Raw genomic sequence first — 19,526 nt, forward strand, 5'->3', positions numbered from 1 at the left:
AAATCTAACCAAAAACTTTTAAGACTATTACACACCTTTAAAAATATTTTTTACACCTAGCACACTGGTTAATTTAGTAAATTTTAGTTTTTCCGTGTCAAATTAAGCAAAATTTGAATTTTTAAACTATTTAAATGCAATTTTTTAATTATTTAATATAATTAAACAAATAATTTACTAAGGAGAATTTTATGATTAATGTTAATGAATTTAAACCAGGTATTACTTTCCAAGATGAAGGTGAAATTTTTGTAGTTTTAGATGCTCAACACTCAAAACAAGGACGTGGACAAGCAAACGTTAAAGCTAAAGTTAAAAACTTAAGAACAGGTTCAACAACCATAAAATCATACACAGGTGGAGATAAAGTTAAACCAGCTCACATCGATAAAAGAAAAATGAACTTCTTATACTCAGATGGAGAAAACATTATTTTAATGGATAATGAAACATATGAACAAGTTGAAATTCCTGTTACAGTAGTTGAATGAGAATTAAACTTCTTAAAAGAAGGTTCAGAAGTTCAAATTAGAAAATTTGAATCAGAAGTTTTAGATATCGAATTACCTGCTCACGTTGATTTATTAGTTACAGAAGCACCTGATGCGGTTAAAGGTAACACAACAACAAACCCTCAGAAAAAAGTAACTGTGGAAACTGGTTTTGAATTAGAAACACCTATGTTCATTAAAGAAAATGACGTTATTTCTGTTTCAACAGAAACTGGAAAATACGTTGGAAAAGCAAATAAATAATGAATTGAATTAATGTATCTTACAATTCAAATCAAAATTACATAGTTCAAGAAAGTGCAATTTTAGACGTTGTAAACATTGCGCTTAGTTCATACAAAAATATTAAAGCTTCAAACTCAATTAGATTAAGTTTTGACGATAAACATTCAAACGTTGAAATTTATGTAGATATTAAAATTAAAAACCAAAAAAATAAAGAACCATATTCAACAATTAAAGAATTAATCACACAAATTGAAAATGGTGTGAAATCTTTAATTGATAAGAAACCTAAAAACGTTCAAGTAGTGTTATTAGATTTTTATTAATGAGAAGAACTTATAAAGATTTGAATAAAAACTCTTATGCAATATACAGAAGAGTTTTTATTAACGAAGTTCGTGCTGAATTAAATAAAAAACAAAACGTCAAGTCATATGAGAAAAAAAACAAATACACTGTTGAATATTTTTTACAATTAAACAAATTACTAAAGGAATTAGAAACAGACAAAATTCCAGATCAATATTTACCTGAAAATAGATTTGTGTTCAATAGACTAAAGAAAAAATATTTAATGAATAAATATTCAAAATGATTTATTCTTGGTGGAATTAGTTTTGTTCTAGTTATTATAGGTATTATTCTACTAGCTGCATTTAAAATAATTTAACTTGAAGGAGGTGTCGTGATTGGATTGAAAAAGTCTTTTAGAGTTTTAAAGGCAAAATTTAATTTATTTGATTGAAAAGATTGAATTACATTTTCAATAGGTTTAACTTTAATTCTTACTTATTTAGTTGTAACCTTACTTGAATGACACTTCAGAAGCATTGCAGTTGAAAAAGCATTCTTAGAAGTTAAAGGGACATTAGATGAATCTAATGTTGATAGTGCTAAACTTCAAAAATTAATTTACCCTAATGCGACCTTACTTTTCTGAGGTGGATCAACTTACTGATTTACATTTATGTCTAATTTGCTTATGGGTGTAACAATGTTCTTATATCCTTTTTATAGAACATCTAAAAAGGCACAAAGATTTTACTTTGCTTCAATGGTCTACATTATTATTGTAGTCGCAGTTTATTGAGGTGGTGTAGCAACTGATCCAACACTAATGAGTGACTCACAAACTTTTGAATGAGTTAAAACATCAATTATGCACGGTGCTGCTCCATTCTTGGGACTTTTAACTCTTGTTGGTTGAGAAAGAAAACGTATCAGAATTTCAAATGCGTCAATTTGAAGTTTTATGATTTATCCAATTGCTTACTTATTTTTCACATTTGCAATTTATGCATTTGGGCACAAATTTATGCAATTTGGAGGAACTGAATTAGAACGTGGTGTTGCTATTTATTCAGTTGTTTCATATTTACATCCATTTAACTACAAAGGTAATTCAACATTAGTTATTGTAGTTTTAGACATTATGCTTTTACTCTTTGCTATGTTTTCGGCACCTGCCTTAGGATTCTTCTTAAGAAAAGTACTCAGAATCCTAAAACCAGGTCAAAAAGCGCTTCCTAAAATTTACTTTATTTCTCCAAAAGTAAGTGAAGCAATTAGACTTAAAAAATTGCAATTAAACAAACAAAGAGAAGAATACAAAGCTAAAAAACAAAAAGTAAAACAACTTAGAAAAGAACAAAAACTTAATAAGCAAAAATAATTTAACAACAAACTATTTGTTGTAGTTTTGTTTTATTATACAGGTGGTAAAAATGCGCAAAGATAAAAAAGCCTATATTGCATCTTACTTTGAAAAAACTAAACAAATCTTAGAAACTTTTAAACCTAACAACAAGATTGTTATGCAATTTTTTCAAAGAAAAGACAACTCAATTTTATGTGGAATTAACGAAGTTCTTGCTCTTTTAGAAGAACAAACGGACACATCAAAATACACAATTAAATACTTACCTGAAGGTTCAAAAATTAATAATTTAGATATTGTTTTACAATTAGAAGGGCACTATCAAGATTTCGGTATTTGAGAAGGTATGATTGATGGTATTTTAGCTAGAAATACATCAATTGCTACAAATGCTTACCACTGTGTGCAAGCTGCAAAAGATAAACAAGTTATCTTTATGGGAGACAGAGCAGACCACTACATTAATCAAGAAATGGATGGTTATGCAGTTAGAGTTGGTGGAATTAAAGCTGTTTCTACATTAGCTCAAAAAGATCAAAACGAAGTTAATGACGAAAATGTTTTTGGAAGTATGCCTCACGTATTAATTCAAGGTTTTGCAGGTGATACAGTCGCTGCAACTAAGGCTTATCATAAACTTTTCCCTAAAAATAAACTTATAGCTCTTGTAGACTATCATAATAATATTATTAGTGAATCTCTTAAACTTTGAAATGAACTCGGAAATCTTGTTTGAGGCGTTAGAATTGACACTTCAAAGAATATGATTGACCATATGTTTGATAATGATGAAGAAAAGCAATATGGAGTTAATCCAGAACAAATTAAAAGATTACGTGAAGCATTAGATAAAGCAGGAGCAACTAACTATAAAATAGTTGTTTCATCTGGATTTAACTCAGAAAAAATAGAATTATTTGAATCATTAAATGTCCCTGTAGACTATTATGGAGTTGGTCAAAGCATTTTCAAACTTAACAATTCTTTCTCAGCTGACGCAACTATTTTAAATGGCAATCCTGAAGCTAAAGAAGGAAGAGGGTACAGAGAAAATCCTAATTTAATAGTGTACAAGTCAGATAAATAATTTATCAGCTTTAAAAGCTGATTTTTTTTATACAAAAAATATCCCTGATCAGGATATTTTAATTATCATTCTTATATGAAATTTTAACATTAGCCTTTTTAATTGTAAGTGGGTCTAAATAATCAGGTGCACCTTCATAAATAGTCTTAATGTTATTGTTCGTGGCTAAGTTCACAATATTAAAACAGTTCAAAAATACCTTTGTATTGTTTAATTGTTTTGAAATCTTTTCTCCAATCACAATAGCTTGCAGTTTTGTATCGTTGATGATATTGATAAGAGATTTATCAATGGTGTCAATGTATAAAGCTGTAGGTATTTTTTTCTTGTAGTTGTTACTGATTTTTTGTCTTAAATGATATGTGTCAAATGTATTATTGTATGCATAAATAAGACAAATTGGTTTCTTTTCTTCAAGAATGAAGTTAGATTGTAAAAATGTCTCTTGAGATATTTTTATCAATCTCTGCATATTTTTAACATTACCAGTTTCATCAAGTTTTTCAGTATTTTGTGTGATGAAGTCGTATCATTTTTTCTCATATAAGTAATTTAAATGTGGGATTTTTAGAAAGAAGTCAGTTCAATATTTATCTTGGTCGTCTTTAGTTATTTTTTGCAATGAGTTGATTACAATGTTTGAAGCTTTTTTAGTTTCATAAACAAAGATGTTTGTACTCTTAATTGTTGCATTTTTAGAACTTAAAGTATTGTTTCATTGCACATATTCATTTAATCTCTTAACAAATTCTGTGAATTTAGGATCTTGAGAAATTGTTGCAGGAATATTTGAATATGTTGATTTTGCTTTAGGATTAATCGTTAAATTAAATAATGAGAATTTGACTTTATTGATTAATTTAAGTTTATCAGCTTTATTATTTAGTTTATTTTCGTTAATTAATGAAGCACATAAGAAGAATTTATTAATCATCCTATTATCATTAATTTCATTAATCATTTTAAGATACTTTTTGTGTCCAAATTTTGACAATTTATTCTTAACAATAAACAGAATTCCATCAATAATATAGAAAGGTGTTTTTGATATTGAAATGTTTAAGTTATCAAAAATTGATTTAATTTGGATGCTGTCAAATTCTTTGTTTATAAAGTAAGGTTTAAATGCAAAAGCTAAAACAGAATGTTTGTTGTTTTTGAAGTTTTTTTGTTCGAATTCTTTTAATGATTGCTCTGAATTATGATGATTAAATTTGTATTTAAGTTGATTTTTTTCTCACTTAATAGTACAAATGAATTTTTTGTTTTCAATAGGTTTGATTTTAAGAATGTATGATGAATTAAGTCTTTTATTTGATTTATCAAGCAAGTAAGCTATTTTTTCAAATAACGTAAGGTTTGATGTGTTAAATTCTGGATTCAGTTTAATTTCGAAAGAAGTTTTAACTGAATCACTAACTAAGTCAAAGAATTCATTTAGTTTTTTTCTACTTCCTTCATCAAGGAAGCTAAAAAAGGTTTGTAATGTAATGAAATTAAATGTTCTGAAACCTAATTTTTTAGCATCAAATAAAGTTGATAATGCTTGATTTCTTTTTGAAAATCTAAGAACTTTTTTATTAACTGAATCAATTTCAAACAAAATTATTCCAGCTGTTGATCTTATGTAATATAAGTAAATAATTAATCAAAATCCCATTAATAATACAAAGAGTAATATTAATGAGATTATTGAAATTGCAATAATAGCTGTTAAATTCATTATCTTGTGATTACTTTGATTGAAGGGTGATTTTTATTAAGGGTTCTTATTTTTCTATCTTTAATGAAGTCAATAACAATTTCTGTTCCTTTAACTTCAACAACTTCACCTTCACCAAACATAACGTGAGAAATAATGTCTCCAACTACAACATTATTGTTTGTAGGTGTTTCATCATCAGGTGAGAATGTAGGGTCATCAAATTTTCTTCCGTGGTAGTTGATAATAAAGTCTGAAATATCAACTCCCATTTCTCCAATAAATCTCGAAGGTTTCTTATCAATATCAGATGAAATAAGTTTTCCACGTGAGTCACTTAGAAATAAACGTTGTTTTGCTCTGGTTACTGCAACATAAGCTAAACGTCTTTCATCTTCTAATGTATCGTTGTATTTATCAATTAATGGAGATGCTGATTGTTTTTTATTTTTCTCTCTATCTAAAGCACGTTTGTTAGGGAAAACTCCTTCAGACATACCGATAACAAAAACGTTATCAAATTCTAATCCTTTAGCAGAGTGAATCGTCATAAGTGAAACGTAGTTAGAAAGGTTATCATATTCATCTTCAATTGATGTTAACCCAACTTCGTTTAAGTAGTCAATAGCAGACTTATCTGGATTGTTGCTTTCTCAGTTTTGAATTGAGTTAATTAATTCCTTAACGTTATCAATAGCTGATCCTCTAAGGTTTTTATTCATTTCGATGTGTTCATAGTATTTGATTTCTTCAAGGAATTTATTCAAAGTTAAGCTTATTTTATTTGTTAATAAAGCTTTTTGGTATTTACGAATAGTTGATAAGAATGGGAAGATTGATTTAACAATCAATTCTTTTGAGATAGGTAGAATTTTAATATCTCTAATCATTATGTTGAATAAACTATCGTGAATGTTTTCTGCGTAGTCTTTAAGTTTTTTAAGAGTAGCAGGACCGATTCCTCTATTAGGAACATTAATAACACGTTCGAATGAAATATCATCATTAGGGTTTGCTAAAACTTTCAAGAATGCAAGTGCATCTTTAACTTCAGCACGTTGGAAGAATTTAATTCCATTAAAGATTTTGTAGTTAATGTTTTCTGCAATAAGTGCATCTTCAATTGGTCTTGATAAGTAGTTTGCACGATATAAGATTGCAATTGATTTTAATTGTTGTTTTTGTTTTTTAAGTTCATTAATTTTTTGAACTACTCATCTAGCTTCGGCTTCTGAATTGAATCCGTGGTAGTACTCAATTTCTAAACCTTCTTCGTTTTCTGTAATTAAATTTTTATGAACACGGTTTGAGTTATGAATAATAAGATTGTTAGCTGCATCTAAGATTTTCTTACTTGATCTGTAATTTGTATCAAGCACAATTGTTTTAACGTTTTCAAAATCTTTATCAAAGTCTAAGATTAAGTTAACATCAGCACCACGTCAGTTGTAGATTGTTTGGTCAGGGTCTCCAACAATTGTAAAGTGTGTATTTGGACCAATGATTTGTTTAATAACTTCATATTGAAGTTTTGATGTATCTTGAAACTCATCGACAAGCATATATTCAAATAATTTCTTAAGTTCTTCAACTACTTCAGGATGTGTATCGAATAAAAGTTTTGTAAAGATGATTAAGTCATCAAAGTCAACAGCACCTTTTGAAGTTAATTCGTTTAAGTAATCTTGATATACAACTGCAAGGATGTGTTGAGGCGACTTGTTTAGCATTTTTGCTAATTCAGGTCCTGATTGAATTTGGAAGTTTTTAGCTCAAGAAATGTACTCAATCATTGTTTTATAACTAATATCGTGAGATGTGATTCCTCTTTTTTCATAAATACCTTGAAGTATTTGGATTTTGTCAGGGTCATCTACGATAATAAAGTTTTCTCTAAATCCAATTAATTTACTTTTTCTTCTTAATAATTTTGCACAAAATGAGTGGAATGTTGAGATTTTAAGTTGATCGCTATCAACTGATTTTGAACAATATTGTAAAACACGTTCTTTCATTTCATTTGCAGCTTTATTTGTAAATGTTAAAGCTAAAATGTTTTTGTAGCTTACACCTAGGTCATTAATTAAGTAAGCTATTTTTCTTGTAAGAACTCTAGTTTTACCTGAACCAGCACCTGCGATAATTCTTAAAGGTGAGTCAAAATATTCAACGGCTTCACGTTGCTGTTCGTTTAAGTCACTTAATAAATCAGGTTTAATTAATCCCATAAATTCTCCTCCTTATTAACGTAACGATATTTACGTCCTTTATTATAGAAAGGTAAAAGCACAATTTCTTCTTCAAGCACTTGTTGTATTTGCTTATCTTCAACAATCCTTGTATTAAACATTAAGTCAAGTAATGTTAGTTTTTTCTTGTAAAAAATTAACATTGTGTAACCTATTGTGTGAATTGCTAATCACGCTGTCATTAGTGCAGATATAAATGCACTGGATGATTTAAATTCATTTGTTTTTTCAAATTCCTTGATTGTCATTTCTTTTTGAAGACACATTGGAATAATTGTGAGTAAGAAGATAACTTGCAACATAAATATTCCTATTATGTTTCTTTTGAAAATGAGTTTATAACTAAATTGCTTTGAATTTGTGTCTATGAGCTTGAGTTTAAATAGTTTCATTCCAAGCGTTTGGCCTTTTAGTAATAAAGGTAAAATCAAGAAATAAACATTCATTCAAACGCAAACTAAGACAACAGAAACAATTCTGTGAGTTAATGTTTGATTAGCGTGATCTAGCATTATCAAGAAGATAACTGTAGAAAATGATATAAACAAAAAGTTGTCGAAGACATTTGAAAAAAACCTCTTAAAAAAAGATGCATTTTTATACATTTGTACTTGATTACAATTTGAATTGTAAATTCTCCTTTATATATATTTTAATATATATAAATTTTAGCACATCTATTGATAAATAAAATTTTTAGTAATTTTATGGTGCATTTTTGACTTTTTGCATTAAAAAACCATATGAGAAAGCTCATATGGAAAGTTAATTATTCAAGTCCTTTTAATAATTTATCTGCCTTTAATTTAGAGAATTTAGATTTTAGTAATTTAGTTTCATCATTATCAAGTAGAACATAATAGTTGGTTGTTAAAAATGTTTTAAAATCTGGTGTATCTTCGATTTTCTTAATTATTTCAGCGTGCTTATCATTTAGGAATGAACTACGTTTTTCGCTAACTTCATCATCTTGAACATTGAATAATTTATAGAAGAAGTAGTTTGCTTTTAAGAAACCTGAAAGAAGTAATTTTAAGAAGTAGTATTTTGCGTATTCTAATTCTTCATTAATCTTTAAATTCTGATTCTTTGCTATTTGTTTAATTATGTCAAATGATTTAACATAATTTTGTGTGTTCAATCAAATGTCTGATGAAATAAAATCTCTTTTAACCTTATAATCAAGGTATTTATATTTTTTAGCGTTCATTAAAAGACTGTATGTAACTTCAATACACATAATTGAATCGTTTGAAATTTGAGGTCTATATTTAATGAATTTTTTAATTAATGATTTCTTGAAAACTTTGTTGAAGATGAAAGGAAAACTATATGCTAATGGTAATGAATTTTTAGTTAAATCAAACATTTGGCTCATTTCAGCTCTTTCTTTTGGTTTGAATCTAACTGAACCGATTAGTTTTGGTTTGAACTCTAAAACATCAACATTTCAACGTTGTGCTTGTTCTAAAATGTTTTCAACATAACTGTCTCTAAATGTTGAATCTGAATTTAAAACAGTAATAAATTCACCTTTTGCAACTCTAAATGCACTAATTAAATTGTGTTGATATGAAGTGCTTTTTGTGTTGAAAATCATAATAAGTCTGTTACCGAAAAATTGGTAGTAATCTTTAGCAACTTTGAAAATTGCTTTTGAGTTTTCAGTTAAACAAAGAATAACTTCAAAGTTTTGTGCACTTTGATCTTTTAATCTTTCTAAGTATTCTCTTACTTTTTCAACTGAGTTATTTTTTAATGAAATTAATGATAGTCTCATCTTACACCTTCTTGTCTTAAATTTATATTTATATAAATTTTAACACATTCAGAGAATAAAAAAACAAGGCGTTTAAGCCTTGCGTATTGGATTAAAACTAAATGATGTATCCTAATCCTAATAAGATTGCTAACACGATTAAGATTGAGTATCCTAAAACAATTAAGAAAATTGCTAAAAGACTAGCTCTTGAACGTGTTGTAACGACTTGGCCTTCAGCTGAAACAACACCATCTGATAATACAGATTCAAATACTAAGAAATGTTGTCTTTGAGCTTCTTCACCTAAGAAGATTGAGTAGTCGTAGCTGTCTTTTTTAACAAATCCAACGTGTAAGTTGTTGAATAATACGTATGAAGTTTTTTGTGCTAAAGTAATGTTTCCGACTAATTCACATACTGAGTAAACTTCTGTTTCAGCATTGAATTCGATTTCTTCGCTTCCTTTAACTTTGTCAGCAAATTCTTGCATTGCTTTAGAAATAGTAGCAACAATAGCAGCTAATAATTCTTTGTATTCTTCATTTCCTTTAACATCTTTTTTAAGAGCTTTAGCAGCTTTTAAAACATTTTCAAAGTTTGTTTCAATACGTTTGATGTCTTCTATTGATGTTAATGTTTCTGGTAATGAAGCAGCTGTTAAACGAAGTTTTCTAGCGTAGATTGCTAATACTTTGATTTGGTCTGAAATCATTAAGTCTCTAATGTATGCATATTCTGTAATTTTATCTTCACACACTGGTAAAACTTCAACATCTTTTTCTACAAATTTTTCAACTAAAACTTCTTTTGTAACTGAGTTAGCTAATTTTTCTTGAAGTTCGTTAACTTCTTTTTCTAATTGTTCTTTTTTGCTTAATTCATTTTGTAATTTTTCAATTTCTAAGTCTTTAGCAGATTTTTTTCTTTCGTAAACGTAATCATCATCAGCTGGGAAGTATGTTTCGTGATCTTTAATGATTTTGAAATCAACTACTTCTTTTAAGTTTCTTTTAGCTGCTTTGTCATCACGTTTCATTGATTTTGGATCAATAGCTAATTCTTCTACTGTTTCTTCGTAATCTAAACCACCGTCGAATTTATCAACGTTAAGTTCGAATTCAGGAATGATATTTCCTTTTGAATCTTCATCATTAAATTCGATAACGATTCCTCCTCAGATTTTTTTATCTGTTTGGAATCAAGTTGCACACTCGTAACCTAATGATAAGAATCAGGTCATAGCGTCTTTACGAGTTTTGAATAGAGCTAAAGGACTTTCAACTTTTGGGTGTTTAAGAGCTCAAGGGTAGTTTTTATCCTTGTTAGGTCTATATAAACATTGTAAACGTTTCATATATCTCCTTTGTTTAAATAAGTAATTTTGTATAACGTTATATAAAATAAACTTTCGTTCCTCTTAATTATAAATGCTTTTTTACAAATAATGATGATATATTTGTCTACTTCTATCCCTATAATTTAGGGAAAAACGGTATTTTTTTGCTTTTTTTTCGCAAAAATTAAGAAAAAATAGCTATTTTTTAGATGTTTTCCATAGTGTGTAAGGGATAAACATATTTTGAAATTAATAGCAAAGTGTAAAAATCAAATGTGTAACAAAATTCAAAAATTTTTGCTTTTTTCTTTGAATTTAATCAAATTATGATAATAAAAAATAAATTTTTTATTAAGCGTTTAGTGATAAAATTACAATTATGCTAAATAATAGAGAAAATAAAATGAATGATATTGTTAATCACTTGAAGAACTCTGGATTTGTTTTTCAAGGAAGTGAAATTTATGGAGGATTGTCAAATACTTGAGATTATGGACCGCTTGGTTCACTTTTAAAAGATAACATTGAGCAAGCTTGAAAACGTGAATTTGTTATCAAAGAAACTAATAACTACTTAATTGACTCAAAAATTTTAATGAACCCACAAGTTTGAGTAACAAGTGGTCACGTTTCTAACTTCTCTGACCCTTTAATTGAAAACAAAGTTAATGGAAAAAGATATAGAGCAGACAAATTAATTCAAGAAGTAAATCCTGATTTAATTCCTGAAAAAATGAGCTTTGATGAAATGGTTGTTTTTGTAAAAGAGCACATCAAAGAATATGAAGGAGATAAAACAGATTGATCAGACATTAAGAAATTTAATTTAATGTTTGAAACTTCTCAAGGAGTTGTTGAGGGTGCTAAATCAAAAGTTTACTTAAGACCTGAAACAGCACAAGGTATTTTTATTAACTTCAAAAACGTTCAAAGAACAATGAGAGCTAAATTACCATTTGGTGTAGCACAAGTTGGAAAAAGCTTTAGAAATGAAGTTACTCCAGGAAACTTCATTTTCAGAACAAGGGAATTTGAACAAATGGAACTTGAATTCTTTACAAAACCAGAAGAAGCACAACAATGATTTGACTACTATGTAAACAAAGCTTATAACTTTATACAACAATTAGGAATTTCAAAAGACTTAATCAGAGTTAGAGCTCACGATCCAGAAGAGTTAGCTCACTATTCAGCAGGAACAAGTGATATTGAATTTAATTTTGCTTTTGGTTGAGGTGAATTACTTGGGGTTGCTAACAGAACTGATTACGATCTTAAGTCACATATGAATGCAACAGGAGAATCACTTGATTACTTAGATCCTGAAACTAATACAAAAGTTATTCCATATGTAATTGAGCCAAGCATCGGATTAGATCGTTTAATGTTAGCTGTAATTACAAGTGCTTATGATGTAGAAGAATTAGAAAATAATGATTCAAGAATTGTTTTACGTTTCCCTTACGAAATTGCACCTTACAAAGTTGCTGTTATGCCACTTGTTAAAAAGTTAAATGAAAAATCAAAAGAAATTTTTAACAATTTAGTTGCTGCCGGAATTTCAGTAACTTATGATGAAGCTGGTTCAATTGGAAAAAGATATCGTCGTCAAGATGCGATTGGAACACCTTGATGTTTAACAATTGACTATGACACGTTAGAAGATAACGCAGTTACTTTAAGAAACAGAGATACTATGGAACAAGTCAGAGTATCAATTGACCAAGTAATTTCATTTATTCAAAAATAAAACTAACTAAATTAATTCAAAGGAGGAAATAATGTCAGCAAGATTAACTTCTGAAATAACAAATCAAATTAAGCATGCAAATGATATTGTTGATGTTATTTCTGAATTTATTCAATTACATAAAAAGGGAAATAGTTATGTTGGACTATGTCCTTTTCACCAAGACACTAAACCTAGTTTAAGTGTTGTTCAAGCTAAGCAAATTTTCAAATGCTTTGTTTGCGAAACTGCTGGTGACGTAATTGAGTTTGTGAAAAGATACAAAAGCATTTCTTATGTAGACACATTAGAATATTTAGCTAAAAGAGTAAATATTGAACTTGATTTTGAACAATATAAGCAAACTGAAACAATAAATTATTCTCAAGAAGCAATTGAAATAACTGATGTTTTAGACATTGTTAACTCATTTTACAAAGTTCAATATTTAACCAATCAAGCTGCTAAAGAATATTTAGCTAAACGTAAAATTGACAATCAAATTAGAGAAAAATTCAACATTGGTTATGCACCTAAAAATGTTTTGGTTAATTATTTAACTAATTTAAATTATTCAACACATCAAATGCAACAAGCAGGATTAGTTAATGCAGATATGCACGAGTTATTCTGGGATAGAGTAACTTTTGGTATTGCTAATGAACATGGACACATTGTTGGATTTAGTGGAAGAAAATTAAATAACAATGATCCTAATTCGCCTAAATACATTAACTCTCCAGAAACTGTTGCATTTAACAAATCGAGAATTTTATATAACTACCATAATGCTAAAGATTCAATTAGAACTAAAAAACAAGTTGTAATTGTTGAAGGTTATATGGATGTTATCGCTTGTTATAAAGCAGGAATTGAAAATGTAGTTGCAATTATGGGGACTGCACTTACTAAAGAACATTTAGCACTTATCAAAAACACAAAAGTTTTAATGTTCCTTGATAACGATAAAGCGGGAATTGAAGCAACATTTAGAAGTTTAAGTAGATTATTAGAACACAATTTTAATGTTTCTATTATTAATAACACTTATTCAAAAGACCCTGACGAAATTTTAAATGAATACGGCGCACAAACTTTAGTTGACTTGATTAACAATTCACAAATATCTGCTATTGACTTTCTTTACGATCGTTTAAAAATCAAACATCAAATCAGCGCTGATAATTATGATTTTAATCACTTTAACTTGTTTATCATTGAACTTAATAAATACCTTGATTTATTTAGTGAAAAAGAACAACAATATTTAAAATCACAATTACAAAGAGAATTTAATTACGAACTAAAAATTGTTTCTAAAAGACAAACCCAAGAACAAGTCAAGTATGATGAATTTGTTGCAAATGACCCATATGCACCTATTGATCCATATAATGGGTTTGTTCAAGCACTTAACAATGTTAGGTTTGATGAAAAAGATTTTTACAGCAAGCTCACCACTTTAGGTATTCAAAATAGATTGAAAATCTTAACTCAGGCTATGATGAACCCTCATATTTTGGATATCTTAAAACAAACTGAACATATTGGTGCTGTTTTTAGCTACCCAACTCAAATTGGCAAACTATACAAAGAAGTCATGAAAAACACCACACAATATTTAAATGAAAATTATTTAGACATATTCAAGCAATATTTACTTAAAAATTGTGGAATGACTGAAGCTGAAGTTAATTCAGAAATTATTGAAAATTATTTACACGAGTTATATGAAGAAACAACTTTCTTTACAGAGACAAGTATGCTTTCGTTTAATTCATATATAGTAGAACAAGAACCATTTATACAACAAACAATTGCAGATTTACCTAAGGGAGATGCATTGCCACCATATCTTGTTGACACAATAAATAACTTGAAAAAACTTAACTCAAATAAACCTGATAAGAAGAGAGGGAGATAATTTATGTATAAATTTGAAGAGATTATTAATTATATGAAGAGAGAGCTTAAAAAGCACCACAAAGATTACTTAACTCAAGAAGAAGTCTTTGATATCTTAAGTTCAAAAGGTTTATCTATTGATGAAGACACTATTGATGATTTTATGTCAGAATTAAAAGATAACAATATTATTATTGATGATGTTGACTTTGGTGACAATGATGACTATACAGAAGCTGATTTTGAAGATGTAGCGCCTGCAAAATCAAAAAAATCTAAGAAAACAAAAGAAAAAAGTCTAGATGACTATGACTTCGAAAAATTAACTAACCTCGATGATCAGGAACCTGACTTTGACGGTGGCTTTGATTCTGATGACATGGATGATGATGAGTATTATGAAGATGACGAAAACGAAGATTACTACACAATTCCAGATGAAGAAATAGAAGCTGATGAAGAAGAAGAGGAAGACGAAGAAAAAGAAACTGAAGTTCATAGATTAAGCGATGAATTCTTTGATGATGCAGGAATTGATTCAGGTTTTGATGATATGGATTTAGTTTTTGAAACTTACGATGAACCAATTGAATTAGCTGACGATACAAAAATTAAATATAACTTATCAAACAAACTTACTGAAACAAATGACATTGTTAAATGATATATGCGTTGAATCGGTAAATATGGAGAATTATTAACTTTAGAAGAAGAAAAACACTTAGCTAAATTAATGGAAAAAGGTGGTTTCAGAGGAAAAAGAGCAAGAGATAAACTTATCCAAAGAAACTTACGTTTAGTTATTAACAATGCTAAAAAATACAAAAACAGAGGGCTTACATTTATTGACTTAATTTCTGAAGGTAACTCAGGTATCTTAAAAGCTGTTCAAAAATATGACGTTAATAAAGGGTTTAAATTCTCAACATATGCTACTTGATGAATTAGACAAGCTATCACAAGAGCTGTAGCTGACCAAGCTAGAACAATCCGTGTTCCTGTTCATATGGTTGAAACAATTAACAAAATTTCAAAAATTGAACGTGAATTACAACAAGAATTAGGAAGAGAACCATCTGATGAGGAAATTGCAGAAAGATACCAAAATGGATATGATGCTGCTAAAGTTAGATACATTAGAAAAATTAATATCGACCCTATTTCATTAGATAAACAAGTCGGTAAAGAAAACGATTCATCATTCAGTGACTTTGTTAAAGATGACAACATTGTTTCACCGGTTGATTATGCTTCACAAGAAGAATTAGAAGAAATCTTATTAGATATGGTTAACAACCTTGATCCAGAAGATAAAAAACTTATTTGTAAACGTTTTGGTATTGGTGTTGATGAAAATGGAAATAAATACAGAGTGCACTCATTAGAAGAATTAGCACTAGACCGTGGAGGAGTTTCTAAAGAACGTGTAAGACAAATTGAAAATAAAATCTTACGTAAACTTAAATCAGATCAAAAACACGGTAAAAACTTAAAAGACTTTATTAGAAACTAAAAACAACAATTAAACAAAATTAGGAAAATTGATATTATGAGAGAAAAAAGTTTAAAAATTAAAGATTTTATTGAATTATTAAACAAAATGTACCCATTAGAAAACAAAGAAATTTGAGATCCATCAGGGTACTCAGTTAAAACAGTTCAAGCTAAAAAATTCAAAGGTGCAGTTTTAGCAATCGACCTTACAAAAGAAGTGCTTCAAGAAGCAATTGATAATGATTGCAACGTTATCTTAACACACCACCCATTCAAATTCGAAAGAAGATGAATTGATGAAGATTACAAAGCACCATACAAAAGAGAAATCTTAAATTTACTTAGAAAACACCAAATTACAGCATTCTCAATGCATACAAATTACGACTGTGATCCAAAAGGTACTTCATACCAAATTGCAAGATATATGGGTATAGAAGCAAAACAAAATGAAGAATTAACACAAAAATTCTCATCAGTTGTTGATGCTAATTTATCATTAAACCAAATTAAAGAATTATTAGAAAAAAGATTAGGATTGCACTCATTTAGAACTAATGTTGCTCCTGAAAACTACGATAAAAAATTCAAAACAGTTGCAATCTTAAGTGGAAGTGGATACATTGGACAAATTAATGATTTAGCTACAAAATGTGACTTAATCATTTCAAGCGACTTTAGATGAAGTGACTGAATCGTATTTGATCAAACAAACACAAACATTTTAGAAGTTCCACACTTAGATGAAGAAGTATTTGCGCTTGATATGTATGAACAACTTCAAGAAATGCTTCCAAATCATAAATTCATTTTTGTTAAAACTAATGTACCATATCACAATATGTAATTGACCAAATTTAACTGCTACAAAGCAGTTATTTTTATTTTTATAATAGTGTGCAAGCTATAAAAGTTTTGCTACTTTAAACTTTTATTACTATAAACTAAACAACAAAGTGCAATCTTTAAAAAAATAAAAATGTATAATTAATAAAATTTATTTTATTAATTAACTAAAAGGGTGTTATGAACAATAAAAATCTAGCAAATTTAATCAGACCAACTAAATTAGAAGACATTGTCGGACAAAAGCACGTTGTTAAATTACTTGAAAAAGTTGTTGCAAACAAAATAACAACAAGTTTTATTTTCTTTGGTGAATCAGGAACCGGTAAGACAACAAGTGCAATGATTTTGGCTAACCAATTAGGTCTTAAGTATGATTTATTTAACGCATCAGTTGATAATAAAGATAAATTAATTAATATTTTGAAAAATAATGATGTAATCATCATTGATGAAATACATAGATTAAATAAAGATAAGCAAGACATTTTGTTATCTTATCTAGAATTTGACAAGATTATTGTTTATGCAACTACAACAGAAAACCCTTACTTTAAAGTTGTGCCTGCTCTAAGAAGTAGGATGCAAATTGTGCAGTTTTTTAAGATTTCAGAAGATGAAATCGGAGAGAAACTTAATCAAATTGTTAAAGAAAGTTTTCCTAACTATTTAATTAGTATGGACGTTCTAGAAAACTTAGCTAGATTTTCTTCAGGAGACTTAAGATTAAGTATTAACAATTTACATATGCTCATTTTATGTTCTGATCCAGGTGTAGAAATTACTAAAGAGCAACTGAAACAAGTTATTCCAAATATTAACTTCTACAGTGATTTGAATTCAAGCGCACATTACAACAATTTATCTGCATTTCACAAATCACTTAGAGGTTCAGATGTAAATGCTGCACTATATTATGGGATGTTAATTTTAAAAAGTGGAGATGTTGATGGATTATTCAGGAGAATGATTTGTGCGTCATATGAAGATATTGGTCACGCTTCACCGAATGTAAGCTTAAGAGTGCTAAATGCAATTGAAGCTTTTGAGCGGCTAGGAATGCCTGAAGGAAAATTACCAATTGCTTTTGCAATTATTGATATTGCACTGGCACCAAAAAGTAACTCAACATACATTGCAATCGAAAACACAGAGGAAATCTTAGATTCAGGACAAATTTATCAAATACCAAAACATTTAAGAGATTCACATTATGCATCAGCGGTTAAATTAGGTGATGGAGTTGATTACAAATATCCACATAACTACTGAAACAATTATGTCAATCAGCAATATTTACCAAAAGAATTATCTAAAGCAGAATTTTATTTTGCTGGATTAAATGAAAACGAACAAAAATACAAAAAATATTGACAAAAAATCAAGGAAGCAATTAAGGAGGATTAGATGAATTTAAAATTAGAAAACATTAATTCATTAGAAGATCTTAAATTAGCAAAAGCAAGTGTATTTTCAAACGAAGGAGAAATTTACAAACTTCAACAAGAATTAAAAACAGCCCCAGTTGAACAAAAGAAAGAAATCGGACAAAAAATTACAATTCTTAAAAAAGAATATGAAGATTTCTTTAAGTTAGCTGAAGAAAGAATTCAAAAACTTGAAATTGAAAAGAAAATTAATTCAGAATTTATTGACGTAACAATTTCTGTTTTAAAACCTGGAGCATTACACCCAATCACACTTGTTGAAGAAAGATTAAGAGATTGATTTTTCCAACACGGATACTATGAACGTAAAGATGGTGAAATTGTATCTGATGAATATAACTTTAAACGTTTAAATATTCCAGATGATCACCCTGCTAGAGGAATGCATGACTCACTTTACATTACAGAACAAACTTTATTAAGAACACATAATACAGGTATTACTGCAAAAGTTCTTGAAGAAAATCCTAATAAGGAATTTTCAACTTTTGCTATTGGTAAAGTTTACAGAAATGATGAAGATGATGCAACTCACTCACACCAATTTACTCAAATTGACTTTGTTACAGTTGGGAAAGTTTCATTCTCTAACTTAATTTGAACTCTTAAAGATTTACTTTCATATGTTTTAGAAGAAAACGTTGAAATCAGATTAAGACCAAGTTACTTCCCATTCACTGAGCCAAGTGTTGAAGTTGATGTATTTTACAAAAATAGATGAATTGAAATTTTAGGTGCCGGTATGCTTCATCCAAGTGTGTTAGAAATGGCTGGTTTTGATTCATCATTTAACGGTTTTGCAGCTGGTATTGGAATTGAACGTATCACAATGATTAAATACGGTTTTACAGATATAAGAGATTTATACAGAAATGATTTAAGAATAATGGAGCAATTTAAAAATGAAAGATAGTTTTTTAAAAATATTACAGTCAGAAGGTCAAAAACCATACTTTACAAAAATTTTAGATAAATTAAAAGAAGAAGAAACAAATGGAGTTAAAGTTTTTCCACACCAAATGGATTTATTTAAACCATTTGAATTCTTCCAAGTTAATGAAACTAAAGTTATTATCTTAGGTCAAGATCCATACCACACATTAGGTTTAGCTGATGGATTAGCATTTTCAACATACGATGACAAATTTGCTCCATCACTAAATAATATTCTTAAGGAACTTAAAAAAGATTATCCTAAAACAAAATTAGAAACAACTTCACTTGTTTCTTGAGCTAAACAAGGTGTTTTATTATTAAATACAGTTTTAACAGTTGCTCAAAGCAAGCCTGCTTCACACTTCAAAATAGGATGAGAAACTTTCACACACAAAGTAGTTGAGGAAGTAGTTGTGCAAAACCCTAATGTTATTGTAGTTGCGTTAGGTAAAAAAGCACAACAATTCATTAAAGATATAGCAATTAATCCTAAAAACTTAGTTGAACTTGCACACCCAAGTCCATATAGTTACAACAAAGGTTTTGCAGATTCACACTTATTTAAAACTATTAATAAAAAACTTAAACAAAATAATGTAAAACCAATCGAATGAGATTTAACTAAAGGAGGAAAGTAA

The 19,526-nt window shown here is 28.5% G+C and carries 17 protein-coding genes; 12 read left to right on the top strand and 5 right to left on the bottom strand.

Annotated elements, in window-relative coordinates:
• The first annotated feature begins 191 nt into the window (after positions 1 to 191).
• The 5 genes from efp to VBM88_RS00680 are packed head-to-tail and all read left to right on the top strand — an operon-like array spanning position 192 to position 3,481.
• A complete protein-coding gene (gene efp, locus VBM88_RS00660) occupies positions 192 to 755 on the top strand; it encodes an elongation factor P (RefSeq protein ID WP_257089679.1) in 564 nt (187 codons plus the stop codon).
• Positions 755 to 1,063, top strand: coding sequence for an MMB_0454 family protein (locus tag VBM88_RS00665; RefSeq protein WP_257089681.1), 309 nt, complete (start codon positions 755 to 757; stop codon positions 1,061 to 1,063). The genes efp and VBM88_RS00665 overlap by 1 nt, the downstream gene beginning before the upstream one ends.
• Positions 1,063 to 1,407: a hypothetical protein gene (locus VBM88_RS00670; protein ID WP_323680203.1), complete on the top strand. Its 345-nt coding sequence runs from the start codon at positions 1,063 to 1,065 to the stop codon at positions 1,405 to 1,407. Before VBM88_RS00665 ends, VBM88_RS00670 begins: the two co-directional genes overlap by 1 nt.
• Before the next feature lie 24 nt (positions 1,408 to 1,431).
• Complete coding sequence (locus tag VBM88_RS00675; protein WP_323680204.1) at positions 1,432 to 2,409, top strand: MAGa3780 family membrane protein; 978 nt, start codon at positions 1,432 to 1,434, stop codon at positions 2,407 to 2,409.
• 52 nt (positions 2,410 to 2,461) lie between these two features.
• Positions 2,462 to 3,481: a nicotinate phosphoribosyltransferase gene (locus tag VBM88_RS00680; RefSeq protein WP_323680205.1), complete on the top strand. Its 1,020-nt coding sequence runs from the start codon at positions 2,462 to 2,464 to the stop codon at positions 3,479 to 3,481.
• Positions 3,482 to 3,539: 58 nt separating this feature from the next.
• Here the strand turns inward: VBM88_RS00680 and VBM88_RS00685 are convergent, their stop codons facing one another.
• The 5 genes from VBM88_RS00685 to VBM88_RS00705 all read right to left on the bottom strand — a co-directional run bounded on the left by VBM88_RS00685 (position 3,540) and on the right by VBM88_RS00705 (position 10,548).
• Positions 3,540 to 5,204: an MHO_4530 family protein gene (locus VBM88_RS00685; RefSeq protein ID WP_323680206.1), complete on the bottom strand. Its 1,665-nt coding sequence runs from the start codon at positions 5,202 to 5,204 to the stop codon at positions 3,540 to 3,542.
• Positions 5,204 to 7,411: an ATP-dependent helicase gene (locus VBM88_RS00690; RefSeq protein WP_323680207.1), complete on the bottom strand. Its 2,208-nt coding sequence runs from the start codon at positions 7,409 to 7,411 to the stop codon at positions 5,204 to 5,206. Before VBM88_RS00690 ends, VBM88_RS00685 begins: the two co-directional genes overlap by 1 nt.
• Positions 7,402 to 8,037 (bottom strand): RDD family protein, encoded by a 636-nt coding sequence (locus tag VBM88_RS00695; protein ID WP_323176419.1) that lies wholly within the window; start codon positions 8,035 to 8,037, stop codon positions 7,402 to 7,404. The genes VBM88_RS00690 and VBM88_RS00695 overlap by 10 nt, the downstream gene beginning before the upstream one ends.
• Before the next feature lie 164 nt (positions 8,038 to 8,201).
• Positions 8,202 to 9,212: a glycosyltransferase gene (locus VBM88_RS00700; protein ID WP_323176418.1), complete on the bottom strand. Its 1,011-nt coding sequence runs from the start codon at positions 9,210 to 9,212 to the stop codon at positions 8,202 to 8,204.
• A gap of 97 nt (positions 9,213 to 9,309) precedes the next feature.
• The gene (locus VBM88_RS00705; protein WP_323176417.1) at positions 9,310 to 10,548 is read right to left on the bottom strand and encodes an MAG3090 family protein; all 1,239 of its coding nucleotides are present in this window, start codon (positions 10,546 to 10,548) and stop codon (positions 9,310 to 9,312) included.
• A 361-nt stretch (positions 10,549 to 10,909) separates the two neighbouring features.
• Between VBM88_RS00705 and VBM88_RS00710 the strand changes: the two genes are divergently transcribed.
• The 7 genes from VBM88_RS00710 to VBM88_RS00740 all read left to right on the top strand — a co-directional run bounded on the left by VBM88_RS00710 (position 10,910) and on the right by VBM88_RS00740 (position 19,526).
• Positions 10,910 to 12,280, top strand: a complete 1,371-nt coding sequence (locus tag VBM88_RS00710; protein WP_323176416.1) for a glycine--tRNA ligase — start codon at positions 10,910 to 10,912, stop codon at positions 12,278 to 12,280.
• Positions 12,281 to 12,311: 31 nt separating this feature from the next.
• On the top strand, positions 12,312 to 14,183 hold the full coding sequence (gene dnaG / locus VBM88_RS00715) for a DNA primase (protein WP_323680208.1): 1,872 nt from the start codon (positions 12,312 to 12,314) through the stop codon (positions 14,181 to 14,183).
• A gap of 3 nt (positions 14,184 to 14,186) precedes the next feature.
• On the top strand, positions 14,187 to 15,677 hold the full coding sequence (locus tag VBM88_RS00720) for an RNA polymerase sigma factor (RefSeq protein ID WP_323680209.1): 1,491 nt from the start codon (positions 14,187 to 14,189) through the stop codon (positions 15,675 to 15,677).
• A gap of 36 nt (positions 15,678 to 15,713) precedes the next feature.
• Positions 15,714 to 16,505 carry a Nif3-like dinuclear metal center hexameric protein gene (locus tag VBM88_RS00725; protein WP_323177506.1) on the top strand — a complete coding sequence of 264 codons (792 nt, stop codon included), beginning with the start codon at positions 15,714 to 15,716 and terminating at the stop codon, positions 16,503 to 16,505.
• A 179-nt stretch (positions 16,506 to 16,684) separates the two neighbouring features.
• On the top strand, positions 16,685 to 17,911 hold the full coding sequence (locus tag VBM88_RS00730) for a replication-associated recombination protein A (RefSeq protein ID WP_323680210.1): 1,227 nt from the start codon (positions 16,685 to 16,687) through the stop codon (positions 17,909 to 17,911).
• Positions 17,912 to 18,865, top strand: coding sequence for a phenylalanine--tRNA ligase subunit alpha (gene pheS / locus VBM88_RS00735; RefSeq protein WP_323680211.1), 954 nt, complete (start codon positions 17,912 to 17,914; stop codon positions 18,863 to 18,865).
• Complete coding sequence (locus VBM88_RS00740) at positions 18,855 to 19,526, top strand: uracil-DNA glycosylase (protein ID WP_323176410.1); 672 nt, start codon at positions 18,855 to 18,857, stop codon at positions 19,524 to 19,526. Before pheS ends, VBM88_RS00740 begins: the two co-directional genes overlap by 11 nt.

The organism is Mycoplasma sp. 1232, assembly GCF_034863345.1.
In the GTDB taxonomy this organism is placed as follows: domain Bacteria; phylum Bacillota_I; class Bacilli_A; order Mycoplasmatales; family Metamycoplasmataceae; genus Mycoplasmopsis.